Origin of the sequence: Micromonospora sp. NPDC050187, assembly GCF_044459745.1 — a bacterium.
Classification (GTDB): domain Bacteria; phylum Actinomycetota; class Actinomycetes; order Mycobacteriales; family Micromonosporaceae; genus Micromonospora.
On record NZ_JBITJH010000025.1, the window covers coordinates 24,527 to 38,652 of the forward strand.

General features: G+C 73.8%; 15 protein-coding genes. 11 read left to right on the forward strand and 4 right to left on the reverse strand.

The features are described from left to right. Window positions 1-156: 156 nt before the first annotated feature. The 3 genes from ACIBJE_RS27495 (at window position 157) to ACIBJE_RS27505 (ending at window position 2,274) form a co-directional block, all read left to right on the forward strand. Window positions 157-1,023 carry a hypothetical protein gene (locus ACIBJE_RS27495; protein ID WP_396753170.1) on the forward strand — a complete coding sequence of 289 codons (867 nt, stop codon included), beginning with the start codon at window positions 157-159 and terminating at the stop codon, window positions 1,021-1,023. Window positions 1,024-1,093: 70 nt separating this feature from the next. Then, complete coding sequence (locus ACIBJE_RS27500) at window positions 1,094-1,594, forward strand: phage holin family protein (protein ID WP_396753171.1); 501 nt, start codon at window positions 1,094-1,096, stop codon at window positions 1,592-1,594. Next, window positions 1,591-2,274 carry a DUF3618 domain-containing protein gene (locus ACIBJE_RS27505; protein WP_396753172.1) on the forward strand — a complete coding sequence of 228 codons (684 nt, stop codon included), beginning with the start codon at window positions 1,591-1,593 and terminating at the stop codon, window positions 2,272-2,274. Before ACIBJE_RS27500 ends, ACIBJE_RS27505 begins: the two co-directional genes overlap by 4 nt. Before the next feature lie 127 nt (window positions 2,275-2,401). On the opposite strand, the gene ACIBJE_RS27510 is transcribed toward ACIBJE_RS27505, so the two are convergent. Together ACIBJE_RS27510 and ACIBJE_RS27515 are read right to left on the reverse strand one after the other, a co-directional pair. Next, on the reverse strand, window positions 2,402-3,496 hold the full coding sequence (locus ACIBJE_RS27510; RefSeq protein ID WP_396753173.1) for a glycosyltransferase: 1,095 nt from the start codon (window positions 3,494-3,496) through the stop codon (window positions 2,402-2,404). Continuing rightward, the gene (locus tag ACIBJE_RS27515) at window positions 3,493-4,227 is read right to left on the reverse strand and encodes a class I SAM-dependent methyltransferase (RefSeq protein ID WP_396753174.1); all 735 of its coding nucleotides are present in this window, start codon (window positions 4,225-4,227) and stop codon (window positions 3,493-3,495) included. Before ACIBJE_RS27515 ends, ACIBJE_RS27510 begins: the two co-directional genes overlap by 4 nt. Before the next feature lie 275 nt (window positions 4,228-4,502). Between ACIBJE_RS27515 and ACIBJE_RS27520 the strand changes: the two genes are divergently transcribed. After that, the gene (locus ACIBJE_RS27520; protein WP_396753175.1) at window positions 4,503-5,153 is read left to right on the forward strand and encodes a cyclase; all 651 of its coding nucleotides are present in this window, start codon (window positions 4,503-4,505) and stop codon (window positions 5,151-5,153) included. Further along, window positions 5,150-6,325, forward strand: coding sequence for a zinc-dependent alcohol dehydrogenase (locus ACIBJE_RS27525; protein WP_396753176.1), 1,176 nt, complete (start codon window positions 5,150-5,152; stop codon window positions 6,323-6,325). The genes ACIBJE_RS27520 and ACIBJE_RS27525 overlap by 4 nt, the downstream gene beginning before the upstream one ends. 63 nt (window positions 6,326-6,388) lie before the next feature. Here the strand turns inward: ACIBJE_RS27525 and ACIBJE_RS27530 are convergent, their stop codons facing one another. After that, entirely contained in the window at window positions 6,389-7,636 is a 1,248-nt protein-coding gene (locus ACIBJE_RS27530) for a cytochrome P450 (RefSeq protein ID WP_396753177.1), read from the reverse strand. 346 nt (window positions 7,637-7,982) lie between these two features. On the opposite strand from ACIBJE_RS27530, the gene ACIBJE_RS27535 reads away from it, so the two are divergent. Then, window positions 7,983-8,330, forward strand: coding sequence for a hypothetical protein (locus ACIBJE_RS27535; RefSeq protein ID WP_396753178.1), 348 nt, complete (start codon window positions 7,983-7,985; stop codon window positions 8,328-8,330). Window positions 8,331-8,417: 87 nt separating this feature from the next. On the opposite strand, the gene ACIBJE_RS27540 is transcribed toward ACIBJE_RS27535, so the two are convergent. After that, a complete protein-coding gene (locus tag ACIBJE_RS27540; protein ID WP_067312494.1) occupies window positions 8,418-8,636 on the reverse strand; it encodes a DUF397 domain-containing protein in 219 nt (72 codons plus the stop codon). Window positions 8,637-8,703: 67 nt separating this feature from the next. On the opposite strand from ACIBJE_RS27540, the gene pepN reads away from it, so the two are divergent. The 5 genes from pepN to ACIBJE_RS27565 all read left to right on the forward strand — a co-directional run bounded on the left by pepN (window position 8,704) and on the right by ACIBJE_RS27565 (window position 14,103). Continuing rightward, on the forward strand, window positions 8,704-11,217 hold the full coding sequence (gene pepN / locus ACIBJE_RS27545; protein ID WP_396753179.1) for an aminopeptidase N: 2,514 nt from the start codon (window positions 8,704-8,706) through the stop codon (window positions 11,215-11,217). Beyond that, window positions 11,214-12,236 carry a threonine/serine dehydratase gene (locus ACIBJE_RS27550; RefSeq protein ID WP_396753180.1) on the forward strand — a complete coding sequence of 341 codons (1,023 nt, stop codon included), beginning with the start codon at window positions 11,214-11,216 and terminating at the stop codon, window positions 12,234-12,236. Before pepN ends, ACIBJE_RS27550 begins: the two co-directional genes overlap by 4 nt. Window positions 12,237-12,317: 81 nt before the next feature. Beyond that, complete coding sequence (gene nadD / locus ACIBJE_RS27555) at window positions 12,318-12,917, forward strand: nicotinate-nucleotide adenylyltransferase (protein ID WP_396753181.1); 600 nt, start codon at window positions 12,318-12,320, stop codon at window positions 12,915-12,917. A 107-nt stretch (window positions 12,918-13,024) separates the two neighbouring features. Beyond that, complete coding sequence (rsfS, locus tag ACIBJE_RS27560; RefSeq protein ID WP_396753182.1) at window positions 13,025-13,438, forward strand: ribosome silencing factor; 414 nt, start codon at window positions 13,025-13,027, stop codon at window positions 13,436-13,438. Then, complete coding sequence (locus ACIBJE_RS27565) at window positions 13,435-14,103, forward strand: histidine phosphatase family protein (RefSeq protein ID WP_396753183.1); 669 nt, start codon at window positions 13,435-13,437, stop codon at window positions 14,101-14,103. The genes rsfS and ACIBJE_RS27565 overlap by 4 nt, the downstream gene beginning before the upstream one ends. Window positions 14,104-14,126: the final 23 nt, after the last annotated feature.

A 14,126-nucleotide genomic window follows, 5' to 3' on the forward strand; every position in this document is an offset into this window, starting at 1 on the left:
TCTGCGATCGGCGTCATGCCGGGTGTGGACGGACCGGAAAGAAAACAGGCATGGACCCGTGAGCTGGGGGTAGGTCAATAGTCAGCCGACGAGAGAGCCGGCGACATCCCCCCAGTTCAACCGCGACGAGTTTCTCCAGCGGACGGAAGGCAAACCATGACTTACGATCCGGCAACCACGTCCTCGAACGGTACCGCCTACGGCTACGAGCCGACCGGCTCGTACGGCTCGCACACTGCTACCTACGAGTCGCACAACGGCCCGTCCACCTCGGACAACGGCGTGCGTGAGCAGGCCAAGCAGGTCGGCGCGGAGGCCGCCCACGCGGGTGGCGCGGTCGCCCAGACGGCCAAGGATCAGGGCCGGGAGGTCATCGGTGAGGCCACCCGGCAGGCCCGCAACGTCTACGGCGAGACCCGCAGTCAGCTCGCCAACCAGGCCGCCGACCAGCAGCGACGTGCCGCCAGCGGGCTGCGGTCGCTGGCCGAGGAGATGCGCTCCATGGCGCAGCAGGGCGGGCAGGGCGGCCCGGTGACCGAACTGGCCCACCAGGCCGCCGACCGGGTGCACGGCGTCGCCGGCTGGCTCGACGAGCGCCAGCCGGGCGACCTGATGCACGAGGTGCGCGACTACGCCCGCCGCAACCCCGGCACCTTCCTGGTGGGCGCGGCCCTGCTCGGCGTCCTCGCCGGCAGGCTGACCAGGAACATCGCCGCCACCGGCGACGACCAGCAGCCGGGTACGTACCAGCCGCTCGCGGACCCGGACCGTACGGCGGTGCTGCCGACGGAGGCCGCGTACGCGACGCCCGACCCGGGCTACGCCGACCCGCAGGCCGGCGGCTACACCCAGCCCCCGCGTCCGGGTGGCTACGCCACGCCGCCCGGCGGCGGTTACGTCGCCCAGACCCCCGGTGGCTACGCCGAGTCGCTGCCGCCGACCGGCACCGGCCACCCGCTGCCGCCGGTCGACCAGACCGACCCGCTGCCGGGCGTCCCGTCGAGCGGGGTCACCCGTCCGTGAAGCCGCTGACCAGCCGGTGCGCCCGCCTGCGGGTGCGGACGACCGGCGCGTACGGAAAGGAGACGGCGGCGTGAGCATGCCGACGCACCAGGGGTACGACCCCGCGTACCAGCCCACCACGAACCTCAACGGGCAGCACACGAACCTGAACGGGCACTCTCACCCGCACACCGCCGAGGAGGTCACCGGGCGTTCCGTCGGCGACCTGATGCGGCAGGTCACCACCGACCTCTCCACGCTCATGCGGCAGGAGGTGGAGCTGGCCAAGGCCGAGATCCGTGAGGAGGGGAAGAAGGCCGGCAAGGCCGCCGGATTCTTCGGGGGAGCCGGCTTCGGCGGCTACATGGTGGCGCTGTTCCTCTCGATCGCCCTCTGGGCCGGGCTGTCGAACGTGATGGACGCCGGCTGGGCGGCACTGATCGTCGCCGTCCTCTGGGGCGTGGCCGCCGCCGTCCTCTACTCGATGGGCAAGAAGAACGCCGAGCGCGTCCGGGGGCTCAAGCGCACCAACGACACGGTGCACCGGATCCCGGACGCCCTGAAGCCCCACCCGGAGGGAGTCACCCGATGAGCACCGATCCCGACCAGATCCGCCGCGAGATCGAAGCCACCCGCAACAACCTGAGCTCCGATGTGGACGCGTTGGCGTACAAGGTCAGCCCGAGCCGCATCGTTGACGACCGTAAGCAGCGGGCGCGTGGCGCCCTGCAGAATGTGAGGGACAAGGTGATGGGAACCGCGTCGGACCTCGGCCACGCCGGCGGGCACGCTGCCCACTCGGTCGGCGACCGCGCCTCCTCGGCGGCGTCCAGCGTCGGCCACGCCGCGCACTCGGCCGCCTCCTCGGTCAGCGGCGCGGCGCACTCCGCCGCCTCCTCCGTGGGGGACGCGGCGCACCAGGCGCCGCAGACGCTGCGGCGCAAGTCCCAGGGGAACCCGCTCGCCGCCGGCCTGATCGCCTTCGGCGTGGGCTGGCTGGCGTCGTCGCTGCTGCCCGCCACCGATCGGGAGCAGCGGGCCGCCACCCAGGTCAAGGAGAAGGCCCGCGAGCACTCCCACCTGGTCACCGACAAGCTGGGCGAGGTCGCCGGCGAGATGAAGGAGCAGCTGCGTGAGCCGGCGCAGCACGCCACCGAGTCGGTGAAGTCGACCGCCCAGGAGGCCGTGCAGACGGTCAAGGACGACACCCGGTCCGCCGCGTACGACGTACGGGACCAGGCTCAGCACGCGCGCGAACAGGTGCGGCACTGACCAGCCGTACGGACCCGTACGCCGCGACTCGCGGCCACCCCCGGCACCACCCGCCGGGGGTGGCCGCGAGCCGTTGCGTGCGCACCGGTCCGCTGACCCGCACGTGGTTGGTAGCAGGGGTCCCTTGTTACCGCTTTTTGCCGAGCAGGGGGCCCCTGCAACCACCCCAGCAGGCCGGGGCTCGGGTCAGATGGGACGGGGAGGGGAGTGGGCCGGGGTGGGCGTGGGCCCGCAGGGCGCGGGGCGAGTTGGCGGCGAGCCGGAGGCGGGTGCCGGCGTAGCGCACGCCGCCGAAGAGCACCCGCTGTCCCAGCGCCAGCCAGGAACAGGTGGCGCGTTCGAGCACCCAGAGCGGCGCGGTCAGCGCGGTCGCCGGTGGAAAGATCCGGGCGCCACCGGCCCGACGGCGGCCCGTCTCGGCCAGCGCCACCGTGGCCGCCAGCGCGCCGAGGACCGGGCCGGGCCGACGCGCGACGACGGCCGCGCCGACGGCCGGCAGCACCGCGAGGAAGGTCGCCAGCCGCACCGGCTGGGCCAGGTCGTCGTACGCCTGCCGGACCCGTTGACCGAGGAAGTGCCGGGTGGCCGGGGGCAGCCGGCGGACGTAGAGCCCGGCCGGAGCCGCCTCGGTACCGCCGTACGCCCGCACGGTGCGGATCAGCTCCAGGTTCTCGAAGAGCACGTCCGGGTCGTAGCCGCCCATCGCGAGGAAGGTGCTCCGACGCACGGCCAGGGTGCCCGGGTAGTCCGCGCCGCACGCCCGGTTGAGCAGGATCCGGCCGGTGTCCCAGTACGCGTGCCAGGGCATCGGGTCGAAGTAGTTCTGCGGGCGGATAAGGTCCACCCGGTCCAGCAGCCGGTGCACGGCGCGCAGCCCCGCGTCGTCGTACCGGACGTCGTCGTCGGCGATCACCACGTGCTCGTGTCCGGCCAGGCGGACGCCGGTGAGCACCCCGAGCACCTTTCCGTTCGCGCCGCGCAGCGCCGGATCGGGCGGGACGTGCCGCACCAGGCCACGCCAGAGCGCGGCGTGCCGGGCGAAGACCTCCGGTGGGGAGCCGTCGACGACGGTCACCTCGACCCGTGCGGCGAGCCGTCGCAGGTACCCGGTCAGCTCGGCCAGTCCGGTGTCGTCGGACCAGCGCAGTGGCAGCACGTACGACAGCGGCAGCCGGGTGGCCGTGGTCGCGGGACGCCGGGCCGGGCGGGGCGGGGCGCTCACGCCTCCCCCCGTCGGTAGACCGAGACGTGCTGTCGGCTCTCGTCGGTGAACGGCCGGTCCGCCCAGTCCGCCCAGCGGTGTTCCCGGCGCATGCCGGCCAGCTCCGCCATGAGGTCCAGTTCCGCCGGCCAGGCGTAGCGGTGGTTGGCCGGCAGCAGGCGGATCCCGGAGTCCGTGATCCGTAGCTTGGTCGTGGTCATCCGCTGTTCCGCCGGGTGCAGGACGGCCGCCTCCAGCAGCACCTCGTCCTCGGCGACCCGGACCGGTCGCAGGGCCGTGCCGGCCCGGAACGCGCCCGGGTCGGGCACCCACGCCTCGACCACGAACCTCCCGCCGGGCCGCAGGTGCGCGGCGGCGTTGCGGAAGCAGGCGACCTGGGCGGCCTGGTCGGGCAGCGCGAAGATCGTGTTGAAGGCCAACAGCACCAGCGCGAACTCACCGGCTACGCGGACGGTGGAGAAGTCCCCCACGGCCACCTCGATCCGGTCGCCGTCGGGCTTGGCGCGCAGGCCGGCGACCATCGCCGGGGATCCCTCGACGCCGGCCACGGTCAGCCCGTGCCGTACCAGGGGGAGCGCGAGCCGTCCGGTGCCGATGCCGAACTCACAGACCGGGCCGCCCTCGGCGAGCGTGACCAGCCGGTCCACCGCGTCGTCGGCGGTGAGGTGGGCGTACGCCTCGTCGTAGACGTCCGCGACCTGCCGACCGTACTCGCTGGCGTCGAAGGACAACGGCACTCCCGGGCGACGGTGCGACCCGGTCGGGTGTCCGGGCGGCGGCGCGTCCGGGCGGGCAACCCGGACGACGGTGGGCGGTTGCCCCGGGCAGGTGCCCGCAATCCGGATCACCAAACGTGCGCGGCGGGGCGGGTGCCGGTGGGGCGCGGCGATCTCCCCGGTCCGGCCCGCGCGGGTCGCCGGCGGACGGGCCGTTTCGACGCCACCTGACCGGGTAGCGCGGGGACACGGACGATCCATCCCTGGACGCCCGGTTGGAGGAGACGTTGATGACCAGCAACAGGACGAGGTGGACGCTGCTCGGCGCCGTCGTCGCCACCGGCGGGGCGGTCGGCGTCGGTCGCGCGGTGGCCGTCCGACGACACCGACGGCAACCGGAGAAGGTCAACGGCTGGTACGTGGTGCGCCGGGGGGTCACGGTGGACCGGCCGGTCGAGGCCGTCGTGGGCTTCTGGACCGACCGGGAACGGCTCGACCGGGCCCTCGACGAGTGGGCGGCCCTGGAACAGCTCGGCCCGAACCGGTGGCGGTGCGTGGCCCGCGACCCCTCCGGCGACGGCGGCGCCGAGTGGCGGGCGGACGTGACCGTGGCCGGTCCGGGACGGCTGCGCTGGGAGGTGACCGACGGCCCGGTGTCCCAGGAGGGGCACGTCGACCTGGTGGCCGCCCCCGAAGGACGGGGCACCGAGATCCGTGCCGAGCTGCGCTACCGCTCGGCCGGCCCGCTGCGTCGGGCGCTGGGACTGGCCCGGGGCGACGATCCGGACGTGCGTCTGCGGACCACCCTGCGCCGGGTGAAGTCGCTCATCGAGTGTGGCCAGGTCGTCGACACGCACCGCGACCCGTCCGGGCGGAGCCCGGCGCGGGAACGGGTGACCGACGTGGTCCGCGACAGGCTGACGGCGGGAGGCCGGCCGTGAAGGCTCTCTGCTGGGAAGGCGTCGGCAAACTGGCCGTCCGCGACGTGCCGGAACCGCGGATCCGCGCGGCGGGGGACATCGTCGTCAAGGTCAGGGCCAGCAGTGTCTGCGGCTCGGACCTGCACCTGATCAACGGATACCTCCCGGCGATGCAGGAGGGCGACGTCCTGGGCCACGAGTTCACCGGCGAGGTGGTGGAGACCGGTCCCGACGTCCGGCGGCTCCGGGTCGGCGACCGGGTGGTGGTCGGTTCCGTGGTCGCCTGCGGCGGCTGCTGGTACTGCCGCACCGAGCAGTACTCGCTCTGCGACAACTCGAACCCACAGCCGGTCATCACCGAGAAGCTCTGGGGGCACTCCCCGGCGGGCATCATCGGGTACTCGCACGCGGCCGGTGGCTACTCCGGCAGCCACGCCGAGTACGTCCGCGTCCCGTTCGGCGACATCGGGGCGTTCAAGGTCCCGGACGGGGTGCCGGACGACTCGGTGGTCTTCGCCTCCGACGCGATGCCGACCGGCTGGATGGCCGCCGACTTCTGCCACCTGACCGGCGGCGAGGTGGTCGCCGTCTGGGGGGCCGGCGGGGTCGGGCAGATGGCCGCCCGCGCCGCGCAGCTACTCGGCGCCGAACGGGTCATCATGGTCGACCGGCTGCCCGAACGGCTCGCCACCGCCGCCGACCGGCTCGGCGTGGAGACCGTCAACTACGCCGAGACGGACGTGCTGGAGGCGCTGCGGGAGATGACCGCCGGGCGCGGCCCGGACGCCTGCATCGAGGCGGTCGGCATGGAGGCCCACGACGTCGGTCCGGCGTACGCGTACGACCGGGCTAAGCAGGCCACCCGCGCGCAGACCGACCGACCCACCTCGGTCCGGCAGGCGATCATGGCCTGCCGCAAGGGCGGCACGGTCAGCATCGTCGGCGTCTACGGCGGCTTCGTGGACAAGTTCCCGCTCGGCGCGGCAATGAACAAGGCGCTGGTGCTGCGGATGGGGCAGATGCACGCCCAGCGGTACATCCCCATGCTGCTCGACCGGATCGCCGCCGGGGAGATGGACCCCGGCTACCTGGCCACCCACCCGATGCCCTTGGCCGACGGGGTGCGCGGCTACGAGATCTTCGAGAAGAAGCAGGACGCCTGCCTGCGCACCGTGCTGCACCCGCAGGCGTGAGCCCGTCCGGTGCCGGCCGTCGGGTCGGCACCGGACCGGCGGGCGTCGCCCCCGGCGGCCGGTTCAGGCGGTACGACGCACACCGTCGAGCACGAACCGGTTCGCCGGCAGGGCCGGTATCCGGCGCAGGCTGAGCGTCAGGTTCTGGGTGGGCACGTCGTAGCGCATCGCCGAGGTCAGCAGGGTCACCGCCTGCTTCATCAGCTCGATGGTGAGCCACTCCCCGGCGCAGCGGTGCCCGGTCCAGTGGTCCCCACCGCCCTGAGGAACGAGCGCGTACGGGTCGCCGGGCCAGCCGGCGAACCGTTCCGGCCGGAATCGGCCCGGTTCGGGCCAGAGATCCGGGTGGTGGTTGGTGCCGTACAGGTCGAGCAGCACCCGCCGGCCGCGCGGGAAGTGGTGCCCCCGCCAGTCGAAGGAACGGCGGACCCGGGCGGCGGCCAGCGGGAAGAACGGGTAGAACCGGCGTACCTCCTGGACGAACTGTTCCGTCTCGGCCGTTCCGGCGCGGACCCGCTCCCGCCACCCGGGGTGCTCGTGCAGGGCGAGCGCGGCGAACACCACGAACCGGTCGACCGCCACGGTCGGCCGCAGGATGTTGAGCAGGGCGACCACGGCGATCCGCCGGGGGAGCAACTCGTCCCGGGCGTCGCGGTGCTCGGCGACGACCCGCAGCGCGCTGCCCTCGGGGGCGGGCAGCAGGCCGACCCGTTCCCGGTCCACGACTCCGCCGAGCCAGTGTTCGGACCGGAGCCGCGCCCAGCGTCCCTGCCAGTGCCGGGGCCCGAGGGCCGCCGGCGCCTCGATCATGCGGTGCAGGTCGCGGGTACGGCGGGCCACGTCGCGGTCGGCGAGCGGCACCCCCGCCCAGGCGCAGACCGCCCGGGTGAGCAGGTGGCCGACCTCGTCGTACAGGACCACCCGTCCGGCCCGCTCCCAGACCGGGATCCGGGCCCGCCACTCGTCGGCGAAGAGTTGCCCGAGCCGGCGGACGGCCTCCGGGTTCAGCACCGACATCAGCATCGCCTTGCGTTCCCGATGGGCGGTCCCGTCGAGGCCCTGCACGCCGCCGGACCCGAACAGGGTGCGCCGCACCCTGTTCGGCGCGGCTCCGGCCCGCTGCAACAGCTCCTCGTCGTAGAACAGCTCCGCGCCGCCCCGACCGCGCAGGCAGATGGTGCGGCGCAGTAGCAATCGGGTCTGGAAGACGTCGCTACCCAACCGCTCGCAGCGGTCGGTGACGAACCGGTAGCCGTCCCGCAGGAGGGCCAGGGTGCTCTCCGGGCACTGGTCGGTGGGTATGCGGGACAACTCGCCTCCGACGCGGGTGCGGCGGGGCCGGCGCGCCGCACGCGGTGCCGGCCGGCCGGCGAGGGCCACCGGCCGGGCTGCGTCTACCCGGGGCGGCGCGGATGATTCCCCGGCCGGCGAGATGTGGGCCAGCCGCAACCGGGACCGCTGGCTCCTCCCCGTGGGGCCCGGTCCTGCTTGGCTGGACGGGACCGGCGGCACGGTCCGACGACGGGTGTCGGAGCGGTGGCGGGTGTCGGGGCCGGCGTGGTCCGACGGCGGGTGTCGGAGTGTGGCGTGGTCTGACGGCAGGTGTCGGAGCGGGGCGCGGACCGACCGGGAGCGCCGATGACGGGGAGGGAACGGCATGAGGGACAACAGGTCACCCCGGTGGCGGGTGGACGGGCGGCGGGATGGGCGGCGGCTTCCGCCACCGCCCCGGCTCTACACCGCGCATCTCCTTTTCGAGGCGACGCACCTGACCGAGGCGCGCGAGCGGGCGGTGGAGTACGCCGAGGCGCTCAGCCTGCTCCGTCCCGAGGTGGCGCTCGGCGGCGCCGCCTGCTCACCGGCCGGTGCCTGGCACCGGGCGGAGCCGCTGTTCTGCGGGGCGGCCGGCCCGGACGGGGAGCGCTGCGCCGACGTGACCGGCCATCCCGGCTTCCATCACGGCCCCGGTCTCGGTGGCCTCGGCTGGGGCGACGGCGACGGTTGACCGGGGCCGGACCGGGTCGACGTGGGTGTCCCGGGTGCCGGGCTCCCACGTCGCCGGTCGTCGAGCGCCTGGTCGCGGCAGCCGGTGTCAGTCCAGGTCGAACTCGCCGTCCTGCGCGCCGGCGACGAAGGCGTCCCACTCGGCCTGGGTGAAGACCAGGACCGGGCCGTCCGGCTCGGCCGAGTTGCGCATGCCGATCAGGTCGTCGACGAAGGCGACCTCGACCGCGCTGTCGGAGGTGTCCCCCTCGGCGCGCTGCCAGACGGCCCGCGACAGGTCGAAATCGCCCTTGGGGTGCTGACCCATTGTTGCTTCCTCCAGTGCCGGGAGTAATGGGAACGCTGTCCGTTCCCTCATCGGGCAGGATAAGCGGATGCCGAGCCTGAGCCGTGTAGAGGCGACTGCGCGTGGCGCGTCGATTACCGTCGAGTCCTATCAGGTGGACCTTGACCTGACCGGCGACGGTGACCGCTTCCACTCCCACGTCACCATCACCTTCCGGGCCACCCCCGGAGCGGAGACCTTCGTCGAGGTCAAACCCGCCCAACTGGTCGGGGTCCGCCTCAACGACCGAGACCTCGACCCGGGGCTGCTGGTCGACGACCGCCTGCCGCTGACCGGCCTGGCCGCCGCGAACACGCTGACCGTCGAGGCGCAGATGGCGTACTCGAACACCGGTGAGGGCATGCACCGGTTCGTCGACCCGGTCGACGGCGAGACCTATCTCTACGCCATGTCCTTCCTGGACGACGTGCAGCGCATCTTCGCCGCCTTCGACCAGCCCGACCTGAAGGCCCCGGTGACCCTCTCGGTCACCGCGCCACCGGAGTGGACGGTCGCCGCCAACGGGCCGATCGCCGCCACGCCCCGGCCCGGACGCTGGGAGTTCGCCCCGACCGCGCCGCTGGCCACGTACTTCTTCAGCCTGATCGCCGGGCCCTACCACGTCCGGCGGACCGAGCATGACGGCATCCCGCTCGGCCTGTACTGCCGGCGCTCCCTCGCCGTGCACCTGGACGCCGACGCCGAGGAGATCTTCACCGTCACCCGGCAGTGCTTCGACCGGTTCCACGAGCTCTTCGCCGAGCGTTACCCGTTCGGGAAGTACGACCAGGCGTTCGTGCCGGAGTTCAACGCCGGCGCCATGGAGAATCCGGGCCTGGTCACCATCCGCGACGACTACGTCTTCCGGTCGGCGGTCACCGACTCGCAGCGCGAGCTGCGCGCCACCACGATCGCCCACGAGATGGCCCACATGTGGTTCGGTGACCTGGTCACCATGCGCTGGTGGGACGACCTGTGGCTGAACGAGTCCTTCGCCGAGTACCTCGGGGTCCGGGTCACCGCCGAGGCCACCCGCTTCGACCGGGCGTGGACCACCTTCGCACTGCGGCGCAAGGCCTGGGGGTACGCCGCCGACCAGCGCCCCTCGACCCACCCGGTCGCCCCGGAGGAGGTCGCCGACGCCGCCGAGGGCCTGCTCAACTTCGACGGCATCTCGTACGCCAAGGGCGCCAGCGTCCTGCGGCAACTCGTCGCCTGGCTCGGCGACGAGGCGTTCCTCGCCGGCCTGAACGCGCACTTCGCCGCGCACCGGTTCGGCAACGCCACCCTTGCCGACCTGCTGGCCAGCCTGAGCGCCGCCAGCGGGCGGGACCTCGACGCCTGGGCGGAGCGCTGGCTGCGCCGCCCGCAGGTGAACACCCTGCGGGCCGAGGTGAGCCTGGACGCCGACGGCCGGTACACCGAGGTGGCGATCACCCAGACCGCCCCGGAGACCCACCCGGTGCTGCGTCCGCACCGGATCGGGGTCGGGGTCTACTCGGCCGACGGCACGGTCCAGCGGCGGGAGGTCGACCTCGACCCGGACACCGACGGGGGCCGCACCGTCCTGCCCGAGCTGGCCGGTGAGCCTGCGGCCCGACTGCTGCTGCCCAACGACGGCGATCTGACCTTCGCCAAGGTGCGCCTCGACCCGGCCTCGGCGGACACCGTGCCGCTGGTGCTGCCGGGTCTGGCCGACCCGTTGGCCCGGGCGTTGCTCTGGGGCGAGTCGCTGCACGCGGCGATCGACGGGGAACGGCCGGTGACGGCCGTGGTCGAGCTGATCTCGGCGGCGCTCCCCGCCGAGACCGAGGTGATCATCGTCGAGGACGTGCTGGCGCTGATCCGGCCACTGATCGACCGGTACCTCGAACCGGCGGCCCGGGACGCGGCCCTGGTCGAGGTGACCGGGGCCTGCCGGCGACTGCTGGCCGCCGCGCCGGCCGGTGGCTCGCTCCAACTCGCCGCAGCCCAGGGGCTGATCGCGTCCAGCACCGACACCGCGCTGCTCGGCGGCTGGCTGGCCGGCTCCGGAGTGCCCGACGGGCTGACCGTCGACGCCGACCTGCGCTGGTCGCTGCTGCGCCGGCTGGTGGTGCTCGGCGCGGCCGGCGAGGCGGAGATCGCCGCCGAGGCGACCGCCGATCCGAGCGCGACCGGTGCGGTGGAGGCGGCCGGGTGCCGGGCCGCGCTGCCCGACCCGGAGGCCAAGCGGCGGGCCTGGGAGATCGTCACCCGGGACACCGGCCTGTCGAACCGGCTGGTCGAGGCGGCAGCCGGAAGCTTCTGGCAGCCGGAGCAGGCCGAACTGACCGATCCGTACGTGACACGGTACTTCGCCGAGATGCCGGCGGCGGCGACGCTGCGTACCCCGTGGGTGGCCGAGCAGGTCGCGAAGCTGGCCTACCCCCGCTACGCCGTCGCGGCGTCGACCCGGGACCTGGCCTCGGCGCTGCTGGAACGTGCGGACCTCACCCCCGGCCTGCGCCGGGTGGTCACCGACGCCGACGACGATCTGCGGCGGGCCCTGGTGGCCCGGACGGCCCGCGTCGTGGCGGCATGACCCGACCGGCGGGACCGCCGCCGGCACCGTCCGACGGTGCCGGCGCGCGGTCCGACGGAGATCCCGCTGTCACCCGGGCCGACGTGGACGCCGCCGCCGGCCGGATCGCCGGGTACGTGCGATGCACGCCGGTGCTCGCCGTCGACCCGGCGGAGGCGGTCGGGGACACGCGGGACGCGGTCGGCGCGCTCTGGTTCAAGCTCGAACAGCTCCAGCAGACCGGCACCTTCAAGGCCCGGGGCGCGGTCAACCGGATCCGGTCGGCCGCCGAGGACGGCGAACTGACCGCCGCCGGGGTGGTCACCGCGTCCGGGGGCAACGCCGGGGTCGCGGTGGCGTACGCCGCCGCCCGGCTCGGGGTACCGGCGGAGATCTTCGTGCCGACCATCTCCGCGCCGGCGAAGGTCCGCCGGTTGCACGCCCTCGGCGCGACCGTGGTGCAGGTCGGGCGGGAGTACGCCGAGGCGTACCAGGCCGCCACCGCCCGCGCCGCCGAGACCGGGGCCGCGTTCTGCCACGCGTACGACCAGCCGGCCATGGTGGCGGGGGCCGGCACCCTCGGGGTGGAGTTGTGGGAGCAGACCGGCGGGGTGGACACCGTGCTGGTGGCCGTGGGCGGCGGTGGCCTGATGGCCGGGGTGGCCGCCGCCCTCGACGGGCTGGCCCGGGTGGTCGGGGTGGAGCCGGCCGGCGCGCCCACCCTGCACGCCGCCCTGGCGGCCCGACGACCGACGGACGTCCCGGTGTCCGGGGTGGCCGCCGACTCGCTCGGCGCGCGCCGGCTCGGCCGGATCGCCTTCGACGTGGCGGTCGACTGCGGCGTCCGGTCCCTGCTGGTCGGCGACGACGACCTGGTGGCGGCACGCCGCTGGCTGTGGGACCGCCACCGGCTGGTGGTGGAGCACGGCGCGGCGGCGGCCCTGGCGGCGCTGACCGCGGGCGCCTACCGTCCGGAGCCGGGGGAACGGGTCGCCGTGGTGCTCTGCGGCGCGAACACCGACCCGGCCGACCTGGGGTGAGCGGCGGCGGTCGCTGTGACCGCTGCCGCACCCGCAGAGCAGGGCAGGTCAGCCGCCTCCCGGCGGGCATACGATCTCCGGATGGAGGAAGACATCCGGCGGATCGGGATCATGGGGGGCACCTTCGACCCGATCCACCACGGCCACCTCGTCGCAGCCAGTGAGGTCGCCGACCGGTTCGGGCTGGACGAGGTGGTCTTCGTCCCCACCGGGCAGCCGTGGCAGAAGGCCGAGGAGGCGGTCAGCCCGGCCGAGGACCGTTACCTGATGACGGTGGTCGCCACCGCCTCCAACCCCCGCTTCCAGGTCAGCCGGGTCGACATCGACCGGGGCGGCCCCACCTACACCGTCGACACGCTGCGCGACCTGCACGCCGAGTACGGCCCGAAGGTGCAGCTCTACTTCATCACCGGAGCGGACGCGCTGGCCCGGATCCTCTCCTGGAAGGACCTGGACGAGATCTTCGAGCTGGCCCACTTCATCGCCGTCACCCGGCCGGGGTTCGAACTCTCCGACGCGCACCTGCCCGCCGCCACGGTGAGCCTGGTGCAGGTGCCGGCGATGGCGATCTCGTCGACCGACTGCCGGGCGAGGGTGGCCCGGGGCGAACCGGTCTGGTATCTGGTTCCCGACGGTGTGGTGCAGTACATCGCCAAGCGGGGCCTCTACCAGGACCACTAGCCGTCTGATTCGTCCCGACAAGTCCGGTAGTCGACCGGAACTCACGCGTCACTCCCGCGCCACGTGTGAGACGCTAGGAGAATCGCACGGTTGATCGAAGGAGAACGGTGACAGTTTCCGACCGCGCCCACGAGCTGGCGACCACGGCCGCCCAGGCCGCAGCCGACAAGAAGGCGCAGGACATCGTCATCATCGACGTGGGCGACCAGCTCGCCATCACCGACGCCTTCCTGCTCGCCTCGGCCCCGAACGAGCGTCAGGTGCTCGCCATCGTGGACGCGATCGAGGAACGCCTGCTGGAACTGCCGGAGAAGGCGAAGCCGGTCCGGCGGGAGGGCGAGCGGGGCGGACGCTGGGTGCTGCTCGACTACGTCGACATCGTGGTCCACGTCCAGCACACCGAGGAGCGCGAGTTCTACGCCCTCGACCGGCTCTGGAAGGACTGCCCGACCGTCCCGTTCGTCGACCGGGACCTGGTCGAGGCCGACGCCACCGCCGGATCCTCGGCCCCCGCCGAATGACCCGACTGATCGTCTGGCGGCACGGCAACACCGACTGGAACAACGCCCGGCGGGTGCAGGGGCAGACCGACGTGCCCCTCAACGAGCGGGGTCGCGAGCAGGCGCTGGCCGCCGCGCCGCTGCTCGCCGCACTCCGTCCGGACGCGATCGTCTCCAGCGACCTGAGCCGCGCGGCGGACACCGCGACCGCGCTGGCCGCGCTCACCGGGCTGCCGGTCCACACCGACCCGCGCCTGCGGGAACGCCACTTCGGGCAGTGGCAGGGGCTGCTGATCGACGAGGTGACGAGGCGGTTCCCCGCCGAGTACGCCCGCTGGCGCTCCGGGGACCCCGATCCCGGCGCGGGGCTGGAGAGCCTCGACGACCTCGGCAAGCGGGTCGGCACCGGTTTCCAGGCCGCCGTCGACGCCGTACTCGGTGGCACCGTGGTGGTCGCCACCCACGGTGGCGGGGCCCGGCAGGGCTGCGGCCACCTGCTCGGCTGGGGCCAGGACGTGCTGGCCACCGTCATCTCCCTGGCCAACTGCCACTGGACCGAGCTGCGGCACGACGAGGTCCGGGGCTGGCAGCTTCGGGCCCACAACGTCGGGGCGCCGGCCGTCGGCGTCCCCGCCGGGGCCGGCAGCGCCGGGCCGGGCTTTTCCGCGTCCACCGAGGCGGTCTGACCCGCACCGTCGGCCGGGCCGGA

Coding starts and splice junctions, on each gene's coding strand:
- ACIBJE_RS27550 (WP_396753180.1), top strand. CDS start 11,214: ATGACCCGACCGGCGGGACCGCCGCCGGCACCGTCCGACGGTGCCGGC.
- pepN (WP_396753179.1), top strand. CDS start 8,704: ATGCCGAGCCTGAGCCGTGTAGAGGCGACTGCGCGTGGCGCGTCGATT.
- nadD (WP_396753181.1), top strand. CDS start 12,318: ATGGAGGAAGACATCCGGCGGATCGGGATCATGGGGGGCACCTTCGAC.
- ACIBJE_RS27520 (WP_396753175.1), top strand. CDS start 4,503: ATGACCAGCAACAGGACGAGGTGGACGCTGCTCGGCGCCGTCGTCGCC.
- ACIBJE_RS27540 (WP_067312494.1), bottom strand. CDS start 8,636: ATGGGTCAGCACCCCAAGGGCGATTTCGACCTGTCGCGGGCCGTCTGG.
- ACIBJE_RS27505 (WP_396753172.1), top strand. CDS start 1,591: ATGAGCACCGATCCCGACCAGATCCGCCGCGAGATCGAAGCCACCCGC.
- ACIBJE_RS27495 (WP_396753170.1), top strand. CDS start 157: ATGACTTACGATCCGGCAACCACGTCCTCGAACGGTACCGCCTACGGC.
- ACIBJE_RS27565 (WP_396753183.1), top strand. CDS start 13,435: ATGACCCGACTGATCGTCTGGCGGCACGGCAACACCGACTGGAACAAC.
- ACIBJE_RS27535 (WP_396753178.1), top strand. CDS start 7,983: ATGAGGGACAACAGGTCACCCCGGTGGCGGGTGGACGGGCGGCGGGAT.